This is a genomic window from Aerococcus vaginalis (assembly GCF_053762225.1).
In genome coordinates this window covers 105,032-118,188 of record NZ_JBSMYC010000001.1, presented here as the reverse complement: position 1 = coordinate 118,188, position 13,157 = coordinate 105,032, and the positions used below count along the sequence as shown (strand labels likewise).

Annotated in this window: 13 protein-coding genes; 3 read left to right on the top strand and 10 right to left on the bottom strand. The window is 43.5% G+C overall.

All coding sequences use genetic code 11. The annotated features are described in order from the left end of the window. Positions 1-76: 76 nt before the first annotated feature. The 6 genes from ACWOEX_RS00570 to ACWOEX_RS00545 all read right to left on the bottom strand — a co-directional run bounded on the left by ACWOEX_RS00570 (position 77) and on the right by ACWOEX_RS00545 (position 7,868). Positions 77-559, bottom strand: a complete 483-nt coding sequence (locus tag ACWOEX_RS00570; RefSeq protein ID WP_455297321.1) for a GreA/GreB family elongation factor — start codon at positions 557-559, stop codon at positions 77-79. An 87-nt stretch (positions 560-646) separates the two neighbouring features. Next, entirely contained in the window at positions 647-2,221 is a 1,575-nt protein-coding gene (gene rny, locus ACWOEX_RS00565) for a ribonuclease Y (RefSeq protein ID WP_455297320.1), read from the bottom strand. A gap of 197 nt (positions 2,222-2,418) precedes the next feature. After that, positions 2,419-3,567 (bottom strand): recombinase RecA, encoded by a 1,149-nt coding sequence (recA, locus tag ACWOEX_RS00560; RefSeq protein ID WP_455297319.1) that lies wholly within the window; start codon positions 3,565-3,567, stop codon positions 2,419-2,421. Positions 3,568-3,579: 12 nt separating this feature from the next. After that, positions 3,580-4,824 carry a competence/damage-inducible protein A gene (locus ACWOEX_RS00555; protein ID WP_455297318.1) on the bottom strand — a complete coding sequence of 415 codons (1,245 nt, stop codon included), beginning with the start codon at positions 4,822-4,824 and terminating at the stop codon, positions 3,580-3,582. Positions 4,825-4,875: 51 nt separating this feature from the next. Next, on the bottom strand, positions 4,876-5,457 hold the full coding sequence (gene pgsA / locus ACWOEX_RS00550; RefSeq protein ID WP_455297317.1) for a CDP-diacylglycerol--glycerol-3-phosphate 3-phosphatidyltransferase: 582 nt from the start codon (positions 5,455-5,457) through the stop codon (positions 4,876-4,878). 41 nt (positions 5,458-5,498) lie between these two features. Continuing rightward, entirely contained in the window at positions 5,499-7,868 is a 2,370-nt protein-coding gene (locus ACWOEX_RS00545; RefSeq protein ID WP_455297316.1) for a DNA translocase FtsK, read from the bottom strand. A 161-nt stretch (positions 7,869-8,029) separates the two neighbouring features. On the opposite strand from ACWOEX_RS00545, the gene ACWOEX_RS00540 reads away from it, so the two are divergent. Both ACWOEX_RS00540 and yidC read left to right on the top strand, forming a co-directional pair. Beyond that, positions 8,030-8,308 (top strand): acylphosphatase, encoded by a 279-nt coding sequence (locus tag ACWOEX_RS00540; protein WP_455297315.1) that lies wholly within the window; start codon positions 8,030-8,032, stop codon positions 8,306-8,308. Between the two features lie 35 nt (positions 8,309-8,343). Further along, positions 8,344-9,282 (top strand): membrane protein insertase YidC, encoded by a 939-nt coding sequence (gene yidC / locus ACWOEX_RS00535; RefSeq protein ID WP_455297314.1) that lies wholly within the window; start codon positions 8,344-8,346, stop codon positions 9,280-9,282. Between the two features lie 59 nt (positions 9,283-9,341). Here the strand turns inward: yidC and ACWOEX_RS00530 are convergent, their stop codons facing one another. From ACWOEX_RS00530 to gndA, 3 genes are read right to left on the bottom strand one after another with little or no spacing between them, the layout of a single operon-like run. Further along, positions 9,342-9,899, bottom strand: coding sequence for a response regulator transcription factor (locus ACWOEX_RS00530; protein ID WP_455297638.1), 558 nt, complete (start codon positions 9,897-9,899; stop codon positions 9,342-9,344). Positions 9,900-9,917: 18 nt separating this feature from the next. Beyond that, the gene (locus ACWOEX_RS00525) at positions 9,918-10,091 is read right to left on the bottom strand and encodes a hypothetical protein (protein ID WP_455297313.1); all 174 of its coding nucleotides are present in this window, start codon (positions 10,089-10,091) and stop codon (positions 9,918-9,920) included. A 15-nt stretch (positions 10,092-10,106) separates the two neighbouring features. After that, positions 10,107-11,546 carry an NADP-dependent phosphogluconate dehydrogenase gene (gene gndA / locus ACWOEX_RS00520; RefSeq protein WP_455297312.1) on the bottom strand — a complete coding sequence of 480 codons (1,440 nt, stop codon included), beginning with the start codon at positions 11,544-11,546 and terminating at the stop codon, positions 10,107-10,109. 113 nt (positions 11,547-11,659) lie between these two features. Between gndA and ACWOEX_RS00515 the strand changes: the two genes are divergently transcribed. Continuing rightward, the gene (locus tag ACWOEX_RS00515) at positions 11,660-11,833 is read left to right on the top strand and encodes a MerR family transcriptional regulator (RefSeq protein ID WP_455297311.1); all 174 of its coding nucleotides are present in this window, start codon (positions 11,660-11,662) and stop codon (positions 11,831-11,833) included. Positions 11,834-11,925: 92 nt separating this feature from the next. Here ACWOEX_RS00515 and thiI read toward each other — a convergent pair whose 3' ends face one another. After that, a complete protein-coding gene (gene thiI / locus ACWOEX_RS00510) occupies positions 11,926-13,152 on the bottom strand; it encodes a tRNA uracil 4-sulfurtransferase ThiI (RefSeq protein WP_455297310.1) in 1,227 nt (408 codons plus the stop codon). Between the last annotated feature and the right edge of the window lie 5 nt (positions 13,153-13,157).

Sequence of the window (13,157 nt, the reverse complement as noted above, 5' to 3'; positions counted from 1 at the left end):
ACAATTATTCTATCCATAAAAAAACACCCCACCACAAGTTCAGCTTCTTCGCTGTCTTGTGATGGGGTATTAATCATTAATCTGCAATTTCAATATTTAAAATTTCCACATTTAAGGTATCTTCAGGTAACTCAATTTCGACTTTATCACCGATACGCTTATCCATTAATGCCTTAGCAATCGGTGATTCATCCGAGATAATTCCTGCCGCTGGATCGGCTTCAATCTTGCCTAGAATTTTGTACTGTTCTTCGTCACCATCTGGCAGTTCTTTGAACGTCACTGTTGTCCCAAATTCAACTTTTTCAGCTTTTGGTTCTTGACCACTTTCAATAATTTCAACATTATCCAAGGTCAATTCTAATTCTTTGATCTGGTCCTCAGTATATTTCAGTTCATCTTTGGCCAATGTAAAATCTGAGTTGATCGGAATATCACTGTTTCCGCGCGCATTTTTCATACGTTCGAGTAATTCTTTCGTGCGTACATTCTTTAGATAATCTAATTTTTCTTCGGCTTTTTGTTTTCCTTCAGCCGTCATTTGATTTTTAGTTGCCATAATTTCCTCCATCTGCGTCGTAAGAAAAAAGGAAACTTCACTAATTAGAAGTTCCCTCTTTAAGTGATTCGATATTAAGCTATGCGATTACTTCGCGTAATCTGTAGCACGTACCTCTCGAATTACCGTTACTTTAATCTGACCTGGGTATTCCAATGACTCTTCAATCTTCTGAGAGATGTCGTGAGATAATTTGGTTGTTTCCAGATCATCTAATTTATTAGGTTCAACCATCACGCGAATTTCGCGTCCCGCTTGAATCGCAAATGCATTAGATACGCCATCATATGACGTCGCAATTTCTTCCAGATTGTGCAAGCGTTGAATGTAGTTTTCAAACGACTCACTACGAGCACCAGGTCGTGCAGCGGATAGACCGTCTGCAATCTGTACGATTTCAGCGATGACCGAAGTCTTCGGTATATCATCGTGATGACTCGCAATGGCATTGACAACGATTGGTTTCTCGCCGTATTTACGTGCGAGTTCTGTCCCAATCTGAACATGTGTCCCTTCGACTTCATGATCGACTGCTTTCCCAATATCATGCAGCAATCCTGCACGACGCGCGAGACGTTCATTCTCACCAAGTTCAACAGCGATCGTACCAGCTAGACGTGCAACCTCGAGACTGTGCTTGAGGACGTTTTGACCGTAACTCGTACGATATTTCAGACGACCGACTAATTTAATCAGGTCTGGATTCATATCATGAATACCGAGTTCAAAAATCGCTTCCTCACCAGCATCACGAATCTGTGAATCCATCGCTTTACGCGCACGTTCCACAGCTTCTTCAATCTTCGCAGGATGAATACGTCCATCCTTAATCAAGCTATCCAAAGCTAATCGTGCAATTTCACGTCTGATTGGATCGAAACCGCTCAGTACGACCGTCTCTGGTGTATCATCAATAATCAAATCAATACCCGTTAACGCCTCAATCGTCTTGATGTTTCGTCCATCTTTACCGATAATTCGACCCTTCATATCATCATTTGGTAAATCGATATGTGTCGTCGATGTATCTTGAACCGTATCCACACCATTGGTTTGAATAGCTTCCAAAATAATGCTCTGCGCAAGCTTTTCAGCTTTTTCGCGATACATCGTTTCTACATCGCGCAGTTTAATCGCAATTTCTTTGGAAAGTTTTTCCTCTGTTTCTGAGAGAATCAAATCTTTGGCTTGTTGTTCAGTCATCATCGCTACACGCTCAACTTCAGCTTGACGTGCATCAATTAGATCCAGAGCAGCCTGCTCTTTCTCCTTCAGGTTGTTCGAACGATCAGTCAATGATTGTTCTTTGGCAGCTAGATTGGCTTCCTTGGCAGCAATCGCATCTTCACGATGATCTAAGTTAGTTTCACGATGAAAGACACGTTCTTCCTTCTGCTTGATTTCCTGACGCTGTTCCGTCAGATCCTTTTCGATCCGATTGCGATATTCTTGTACTTGCTCTTTAGCATTAACGAGCACTTCTTTGCTATGTGCTTCGGCTTTGCTATTGGCATCACGAAGAATATCATCAGCTGTTTGATGCGCAGCTCTGAGCTTTTCTTGCTCTTGGGCTTGTCCGCGAGTGATTCCTGAACGATTTCCGAACAGAAAACCGGCAATTAAAGCAACGATAACGAAGGCAACAGCTAAAAATAAAGGCATTTTATCACCTCCGTCTATCGAAATTTCTATATATATATTTTTCCAAGCAATAAACAACGTTGTACATCACGTACAATCATTAATTTTATAGGCTTATGTCACAATTGTCAATTATTCATGGTTGACGGGCACGCTGTGTTTTGGTAAATTAATCAATTAAAAACCGCGTTCTCACGCGGTTTTGTCTGTTATTTACGTTAATCTTCGTCGTTGAATAGATCCATTGTTTCATCATCGATACTATCTGTTTCAACGGCTTCTGAAGCTTCTGCATTTGCATTAGCTTCGCCTTCTTCAGCTAATGCTTTTAATTCTTCTTCTGATAATTTACCGTTTGGACCAAAGCCGTAGTGTTTACGTACATCACGGTCCACTGCTTCAAAGATCTCTGGATTTTCCTTAAGGAAGGCTTTCGCGTTTTCACGCCCCTGTCCGATACGTTCATCTCCATAAGAGTACCAGGAACCACTCTTCGAAATGATATCCAAATCACTTGCTAAGTCGACCAATTCACCCTCTTGTGAGATCCCTTGACCGTACATGATATCGACTTCTGCCGTTTTGAACGGTGGTGCGACCTTATTTTTAACAACTTTGATACGTGTGCGGTTACCAATCACTTCTTTACTCTCTTTGATTTGTTCACCACGACGTACATCTAAACGCACAGTAGAGTAGAATTTCAACGCACGACCACCAGGTGTTGTTTCTGGATTACCAAACATCACACCCACTTTTTCACGAATCTGGTTAATAAAGAGACAGATCGTTTTAGTCTTATTGATAGATCCGGATAATTTACGGAGTGCCTGAGACATCAAACGTGCCTGAAGCCCAACGTGCGAATCCCCAATCTCACCTTCAATTTCCATACGTGGCACTAAAGCAGCCACTGAGTCGACAACGACAATATCAATCGCACCAGATGCCACCAACGCATCTGCAATTTCCAACCCTTGTTCTCCTGTATCTGGCTGAGAGAGTAACAAGTTATCAATATCCACACCAAGTGCTTGCGCATATTCTGGATCCAAAGCATTTTCAGCATCAATAAACGCTGCCGTACCGCCCTGTTTTTGAACTTCTGCTACTGCATGTAACGCGACTGTTGTTTTACCAGATGATTCTGGTCCGTAAATTTCAACGATACGCCCACGTGGATAGCCACCTACACCGAGCGCAATATCGAGGGCGAGTGAACCACTTGGAACGGCAGATACTTTTGTATTTGCCGATTCGCCCATCTTCATAATTGCGCCCTTACCAAAGTTACGTTCGATTTTCTTCAACGCTTCGTTTAACGCTTTTTCGCGATCATTATTCTGTGTGTCTTTTTTCTTAGCCATCGCTTTTCTCCTTTATTCATTAAATGTGTCGTGCAACAAATCAAACATCGAAAGGTTGATCACGCGTTCGCGAATATCATTGCGCGAACCGTGTAATTGATAGTGTTTTACTTTTGTTTCTTCTCCTTCAACGGCTAATCCAACATAAACGCTGCCCACTGGTTGTCCCTCCACCTGATCTGGGCCAGCAACACCAGTATAACTAAGTGCCAGCGTGGAGCCTAACTGTTGACGCGCCCCTTCTGCGAGTTTCTTAGCGCATTCTTCACTGACCATACCATGCTGTTCAATAATGTTAGGGTCAACATGCCCCACATTTATTTTAGCTTCCGCATCATAGCAGACGAGGCTGCCTCGGAGTACTGAGGAAGCACCTGGGATTTCTGCGAGTTTAGCCGCAGCTAATCCGCCTGTTAGACTTTCAGCGAAGCCGACTGTCTGATGTTCATCACGCAGTTTCTCCAGCAAGGTTTCTGGAATATTTTTCTTCCATCCGGTACTGAAGAAATGATTGCTCAAACGTTCTTTCAGAATATCACCGATACGATCAATCGCTTCATGATTGCTAGCTTCGGATTCACCGAGCGCTGTAACACGAACCGTTACCGCTTCTTTTGACGCATAAATCGCTAAGGTTGGATTCGTTTGATTGTCAATCAAATCATCAATCTGTTGGGCCAGGTCCGCTTCGCCGATCGCATAGTAATTATAGTATTCAGATGTCAGCACTTTATCTGTATGTATACGCTCAGCGAGATACGGCTTGACACTCTCAGTGAACATCACCATCAATTCTTTGGGAAAACCTGGTAGAAAAATATAATCATGATCATTCTTATGGAGGGCTGTACCAACTGCTAGTCCCACCGGATTGTGGAAAGATTGGCCATTCTTAAACGTTAGTGCCTGACGTTTCTGATTCTCTGTCACTTCACGCCCACGTTTATTGAGCCATGTCGTTAGGTCACTGAGACACTCCTCATCATGCACTAGCGGCTCATTAAGATGTTCAGCAATCGTCTGTTTCGTCAAGTCATCACGTGTAGGGCCGATACCGCCAGAATAAATAATGACATCACTGCGGGCTTCCGCCTGTTCTGTCACTTGTGTTAGCCGTTCAGGATTATCGCCAATCACCGTTTCAATATAGTGATCAATCCCTAATTCGTTTAATTGTGCTGCCAGAAATGGAGCATTCGTATTAACAATCTGTCCCATCAACATTTCGGTTCCGACAGCAATAATTTCCGCTCTCATCTTGAATGCTCCTATCTATTAAATACGTTGTGTTTGATTAAAATGCGTCTTCTAAAAGTCCGTTAATGCGGCACGATTTTTCCAGAAGTAATCGACCATTGACACGACCGTCATCACTACCGCGATATAGAACAAAATCTGTCCGATAGAGAATGGTAGATTACCAAATGGAAAGTCATCGATCAATAGAAAAATTACCGCAAACATCTGACTAACCGTTTTGACCTTACCAGGCCAAGCAGCAGCCATGACATTACCTCCACCTGCAAGCAACAGACGCAATCCTGTCACGGCCAATTCACGCATGACAATGATACCGACCGCCCATGCTGGGATGATGCCATTTGCAGTCAACTCGATCATCGCCGTAACAACTAACATCTTATCAGCGAGTGGATCAGCAAACTTACCGAAGTCGGTCACGAGATGGTCGCGACGCGCGATATAGCCGTCTAACCAATCTGTAAAGCTTGCCACCGCAAAAACAATACATGAGGCAATCATCCACCACGAGGTCTGACTGCCAAACAATAACACACTGCCACTATCCGTATGCGTAGCAATCTCCATTAATAGGATGAATAACGGGATCATAAAAATTCGAAAAACAGTCAGCTTATTAGGTAAATTCATGGTTTTGCCTCCATCTCATACACTCATCATGACATAAATCATCACGCTTGTCTGTCATTTAGATTATCGGTTTCTGGTTTCTCAGTAATATTGACCTTACGTGGTTTTGAGCCATCCTGTGGGCCAACAATATTTCGTGCTTCCATATCTTCGATCATTCGTGCCGCGCGGTTATAACCGATACGGAAACGGCGCTGCAACATTGAAATCGAAATCGTCTCGCGCGTCTTCACGAATGCCAAGGCATCATTCCACAAGTCATCGAGATCATCACTGTGATCATCCGTCTTCGGTTCCTCTGGCTTCATCGTTTCCACATAATGCGCTTCCTGTTGATCTTTCACGAAATCAACCACACGAGCCACTTCATCATCTGCGATATATGCCCCCTGAACACGAATAGGTTTGCCTTCACCCATCGGCAAGTACAACATGTCACCGCGTCCGAGTAATTTTTCCGCACCGTTTTGATCGATGATTGTCCGTGAATCCGTACCACTTGACACTGCGAAACCGATGCGTGATGGTACGTTTGCTTTGATGATACCGGTAATGACGTCTACCGATGGCCGTTGTGTTGCTAAAATCATATGAATCCCTGCAGCACGTGCCATCTGTGCTAAACGCGTGATAGCTGCTTCGACTTCTTTAGAAGCAACCATCATCAAATCTGCCAATTCATCAACAATAACGACAATATACGGCAAAATCGGCACGGCCGGTTTCCCCTTCACATTCTGTCTGCGAATATAATTATTATAGGCATCGATATTACGCTGACCTGCATCAGCAAATAATTCGTAACGTCGTTCCATTTCTTCAACAACCTTGTTTAACGCCCCAGCCGCTTTGCGTGGATTCGTCACAACAGGTGTTAAAAGATGCGGAATCCCATTGTATACAGTCAATTCTACTTTTTTCGGGTCGATCATCATCATTTTTACTTCATTCGGTTTGGCGCGAAGTAATAAATTGACAATCATGCCGTTAATCGCTACAGATTTACCTGATCCAGTTGATCCCGCCACTAATAAGTGCGGTAATTTCGTGAGGTTGGTCGTAATAATATTTCCACTAATATCGCGTCCCAAAGCCACTTCTAATAATTTGTTGCTTTCCGGCGCATTCTCCACAATATCTCTGAAAGATACCACACTAACCGTCTGATTCGGTACTTCAATCCCGATCACACTCTTACCTGGAATCGGCGCTTCGATTCGAATATCTTTAGCTGCCAATGCGAGCGCAATGTCATCCGACAGATTAGTAATCTTCGAGACTTTCGTACCGACTGCCGGTTGAATTTCGTATTTTGTTACGGATGGACCGAGATTCGCTTTGGTGACTTTTGCATCGACGTTGAAGCTCTTTAATGTGCGTTCAAGTTTCTTGATGTTTTCTTTAATCACGCGGTATTCACCGCTCTGATCCGTATGCTTAGCTGGATCAAGCAGTGACACATCTGGTAATTCATAGTCTTCGTTCTCTAATTCCAAGACTTCCATATTAATATCATCAGTCGTATGATCTTCTTCGTGCGTCTCTTCTACATCATCGACTAACGGTTGCGGTTGTGACTGATTGGTTTGTACCAGAGACTGTGGCGACGTCGGTCCTACAATAGGAACTTCCTCCGGCATTGGTGGCATGTCAGTCTCATCAGGAATCGGCGACAATTCCGGTTCCATTGCTACTTTTGCCTGCGAGCGATGTGGTTCTGATCGCCGACGTTGCTGTCTCGGTTTAGGTTTAGACTGCGAACGTTTTTTGAGCGCCTGTTGATGAGCGACTAATTGCTTTGAGGTCTGTACAACCGCACGCTCACTGTAGGACATGCTTTGCGTCCATAACCAGCGAAAAGTATTAATAAAGTCTTCAAGTTGTAGCCCAAAAATCCATGCGACCCACCACACAATCGCTAAAATAATGACGATATAAGTGCCGAGCTGACTCACTAAGAAATGTGCTAATTGATAGAGTAGCGCACCAATCAAACCGCCACCGACTGCCGCATCAAAACGCCCAAAGAAACCGAGTCGCACACTCTGCCAAGTGATTTTCACGACGGAGAGAGCTTCGACGGCTGCGATTGATTCATACTGAACGGCATGAATCGATAGTAAAACAATCGGTAGTAAATAAACCACAGCACGTACGAGTCTGGGAAATAGTGATTGCTTAGCGTCCTTGAGTAGGATATAGCCACTATATGCAATGAGTAATAGTGCTATCACAAAATATAACTCACCGACAACACCACGCAATAAGGCGTTGATTAATGTCCCGATAAATCCCAATTGGAATAAGCCAATGATGGCAAGGATTAAACTGACAACAGCGACCACTTCAATCGTCGGTGTTGTTTTCTTTTTTGTTCGTTTAGTGCTTCGTTTTTTTCGTTTATTAGCCACGCACACTCCTCCTTCTATCGGTCATCAAGGATAACCTTACCATCCGCTAATTATAGCTTACTAGCGCCTTTTTTTAAATATTGGTCTTTGACTTGCTAACACTATTGTTCTTCCGTTAAACTGGTAGTGATATTGTCTACAATGAATAAGAGGGATGAAAGATGTTAACCACTACTTTTCGTATTAATGGGCGCGTGCAGGGTGTTGGTTTCCGCTACACGACAGCAATGACTGCACAGATGCTCGGACTCACCGGAACCGTTAAAAATGAAGCGGACGGCGCAGTAACGATTGTATTACAGGCTTCTGAATCGGATCGCGAAGAATTCCTTGATACCCTGAAATCAGAGGCAAAACGCGGTTTCGCTATTATCGATACCATTGAGCGTGTCGATGAATCTGACGAAGAGACGTTGTCTTCATTTAGAATTATTCATTAATAGACGATAGGATTTCAAAGTAAGGATGTGTCTTTTTGGCAAACACAAAATCGAATAAACGTTTGCAATTTTTCGGTCTTATCGCCGCAATCATGCCGATACTCGCCGGATGTGTGAATGTAAGAAATACAGATGGCTTCATGTATCGTCTGATCGTTCCACCGATCAATTGGCTGATTGAAACGTTCGCAAATTTCTTCAATGGTAATTATGGCATTGCCCTTATTCTTGTCGTGTGTATCGTGCGTTTAGTACTGACACCCTTGATGCTCGGTTCTCAGAAAGCTAGCATTCGTCAAACGATTATTATGAAGAAGTTCAAACCACAGATGGATAGCTTCAGTCAACGTTTGAAAGAAGCACAGCAAGCGCAGGATCAAGAAACCATGATGCAGTTACAACGTGAACAGATGTCATTCTTCCAACAGGTTGGACTTAACCCGCTCGGTTCACTGAAATCAGGTTGTTTACCGCTATTAATTCAGTTCCCAATCATTACGGGACTTTATGCAGCGGTCTACAATAACGCAAACATCAGTAGCTACGTCTTCATGGGTATTCGACTCGGTGATCGCAGTATTCTGATCGGTATTTTGACTATGGCAGTTTACATCGCTCAGAGTTTCGTTTCTGTCATGTCTGTACCAAAAGAACAGCGACGTATGATGGCTGGAACAATGTTCATGATGCCTTTAATGGCTCTCTTCTTCATGTTCTCATCTCCAGCTGGGTTAATGCTTTACTTCTTGACCTCAGCGATTTGGTCCGTCTTCCAGATGCTTTGGACAACGTACGTTTATCGTCCGCGTCTTCAAAAGAAAGTCGAAGCAGAAATCGATGCACAAAATATCGACTTCCCGGATGCAGAAACCACCGCACGTCCACGTCGTAACGTGACAAACTCAGTATCCGATGTCGATCAACAAAAGAGTCGTGCCCGTCAATTAAACGACCAGAAACGTAATAAAAAATAGATTACATAGCCTAAATAAAAAGAGACCAAGAATCATCTTGGTCTTTTTTTTGAACACATTTAATCAATTGTCAGGGTACGCATCACATAGCCGATATTTCGAATCGTCGTAATATAGCTGTGCGGTGCATCGGGTGTATCAAGTTTGCGACGCAGTTTTTGGATGTATGACTCCAATACTTTCGTTTCAACTTCATCCGGATAACCCCATATCCATCGAATTAATTCACGACGTTTCAAGACGATATCAACATGCCCCATTAACGTCGCCAGCAATTGAAATTCACGATCAGATAAGTCGATGAAATGATCGCCCTGTCTAACCGTAAACGTCACCTGATTGAGCTCGATGTCCTTGAAGCGCAAGATATTGGCATCAACATCATGACACGGCACCGATTCCCAATGAATGCGACGCAATAATGCCCGTGCATAGGCCAATATCTCTTCGCTCGAAGTACGACGTAAGAAGCATGCATCAGCACCACAATCGAGCGCAGCGACAATCTCTGACGGTGAAAATTGCTTAGCTGTCATGATAATCGGTGTACGACTGACAAGACAAATGCGACGGCAGATTTCCAAACCGCTAATCCCAATCATACCGTAATCAACGATAATGAGTTGCCAATTCTCTTAATAGATTTGTTCCATCACTGCTAATCCGTGATCGACACGTACGACATCGTAACCGTCTGTTTGTAACTCCGATTTCAAAAATTCACCGTACAACGCATCCGTAATGGCGACTAAGGCACGCCCACGTCTAATTGATAAATTGTGTCCTTCTCTAGAATACAAAAGGTTCATATAATACCAGCCTTCTTAGTCAATCTGCGTCTCTTTCGCATCTTGCCATAAGAAGTGATAGGTCCCTTCTTTGTCTGTGCGTTGGTAGGTGTGGGCACCGAAGTAATCACGTTGCGCTTGAATCAAGTTAGCTGGCAGGACTTCAGAGCGGTAGCTGTCGTAGTAAGCAATAGCGCCCGCAAAACCAGATACAGGTACACCAGCCATCATTGCCTTAGCCGTGACTTCGCGCGCAGCATCTTGGTATTCTTTAACAACTTTGACAAAGAAGTCATCTAAGAGAATATTCTCGAGTTCTGGATTACGGTCGTATGCTGCCATGATTTCTTCCAAGAAATCGGCACGAATGATACATCCGGCACGGAAAATACGTGCGATTTCACGGTAATTGAGATTCCAGTTGTATTCCTTACTGGCTTCGCGATATTCGACAAATCCTTGGGCATAGCTCATGATCTTGGAGAAGTATAATGCACGACGGATTTTTTCAACGAAGTCTTGCTTGTCATCATCTGTACCATCGAAGGTGTTCATCTCTGAACCTAAGATTGCTGCAGCACGTTGACGTTCATCACGCAATGCAGAGATGAAACGTGCGTAAACCGCATCAGTAATGGTTGGTAATGGAATACCCAAATCTAAAGCTTCCTGAGATGTCCATTTACCAGTACCTTTGTTGCCAGCCGCGTCAACGATCACATCGACCATTGGCTTGCCGGTTTCTGGATCACGTTGTTTTAAAATGGCAGCTGTAATCTCAATGAGGTAGCTACGCAATTCACCTTGGTTCCATTCGTCAAAGTATGCTGCAATGTCTTCGACAGGTAGATTGAGGTAATGACGCATTAGTGCATAAGCCTCAGCAATTAATTGCATATCTCCATATTCAATCCCATTGTGCACCATCTTCACGAAGTGACCCGCACCATTTTCACCAATGTAGGTCACACACGGTTCACCATCAGAGGCTTTGGCCGCGATAGCTTCCAAAATTGGTGCCACTTCATCGTAGGCAGCTTTCGCACCACCCGGCATCAATGCTGGGCCGTGAAGGGCACCTTCTTCCCCACCGGATACACCCATTCCAATAAAGTGAATGCCTGACTGTGCGAGTCGCTCGTTACGACGAACCGTATCCTTAAAGTAGGTATTCCCACCATCAATGAGGATGTCACCTTCATCCAATAACGGTAATAATTGATCAATGGTACCATCAGTCGGTGCGCCCGCCTTCACCATCAAGACAATACGACGTGGACGTTCGATACTTGCAACAAAAGCTTCGATGTCTTCGATTGCGAGTAAGTTCTTATCAGGATTTTCAGAGACGACGGCTTCCGCCTTGCTGTAGGTACGGTTATAGAGTGCTACGGTATAACCGCGACTTTCAATATTCAGTGCGAGGTTTCTCCCCATCACTGCCATTCCTACAACACCAATATTCGCCTTGCTCATGCTGTTTCCCCCTTATGTGAAGTACTTTCTAATCACATCATACCAAAAAAAATTCAGAAATAGAATGACATTATGCTATACTGAATACAACTTACAGGAAAGCGAGGGATTGGATGGCAGTCACAGAGGAAGAAAAACAAGCACGTAATAAAGCCTACGAAAAAGCTGCAAAACGTAAAGCGCGCCGCGAACGTTTCGGTAAATTCTTTACATTTATCATGTTATTTGCGATGCTTGCTGGTGTCATTATCAGTTTAGCAATGGCGTTAATTACTTACTTCGGCTAGTCGCCCTCAATAACTTCTGCAAACAAAAAAGCATCTCTCACCAGCACATTGACTATCAATGCCCTGTGGAATGAGTGATGCTTTTTCATTAATTATAATAAGTCTTTAAATTCAGAAGCGACGGTTTCTGCTTCTGTATTTTCTGGTTGAATTTTTTCTATCTTGATCCCTTCAACACAGCGAGTAACTAGTTCATCAATCGCTAAACGCTCTTCGTATTTTTCAATCTTGTCCATATGCGGACGCGTCTTAGGAGACGGTGGCGCAAATACCGTACAGCAATCTTCATACGGTAAAATCGATAAATCGAAAGTATCGATCGCTTTTGCGACATCAATGATTTCTAATTTATCCATCGTTAACGCCGGACGTAAGATCGGTGTACTCGTCACATTATTGATCGCAAACATACTTTCTAATGATTGCGAAGCCACCTGTCCGACCGATTCACCCGTGATGATACCGAAACCGTGGAAATCTTCGCGGATTTTATCTGCAACGCGGAACATCATACGACGTGTAATGGTCATTAAATAGTTAGCAGGTACTTTTTCTTTAATTTCTTCCTGAATTTCTGTGAATGGTACCTCGATAAAGTTCAACCATCCACCACCGAAGCGTGTCAATTTCTGCGTTAGATCTTTAGCTTTCTGCAAAGCTTGCGGACTCGTGTAAGGTGGCGAAGCGAAGTGAACAATCGTCGGACGAATCCCACGTTTCATTGCGAGATAACCAGCGACTGGTGAATCGATTCCCCCTGACAACATCAACATTGCTGGCGCTGTACTACCGACTGGTAAACCACCTGCACCTTCAATCCAATCCAAGCTGAGTAATAAATCATCAAAACGAACTTTTACTCGAACGGTTAGATCAGGATCGATCATCTGTACCTTGAGCTTTGGGAAGCATTCGGCAAGATAGCCACCGAGCTGTTGGTTGATGTCCTGCGTATCCATCGCATAGTTATGATCGGAACGTGACGTCGCGACTTTAAAGCTTTGGATATAATCATCTTCTGCTAGACGTTTGGCGACAATTTCTCGAGCAACAGCTTTGACTTCTTCGAAATCGCGCGATACTTCGTAGGCTGGACTGTAACTTTGAATACCGAAAACATCCTTCAAACGATCTAATGCGATGTCTTCCGGTGCATCATTTAAATCGATGAAGATAAAGTCATTGTACGGACTGACTTTAATTTCAGGATAATCCGCTAATTGTTTACGAATATTACGGGCAAGCTGATGCGTAAAGCGTTTCTTATTGCTTCCTTTTACAGACAACTCTCCGTAACGAACCATAATCGTTTTCTTCATTAAAT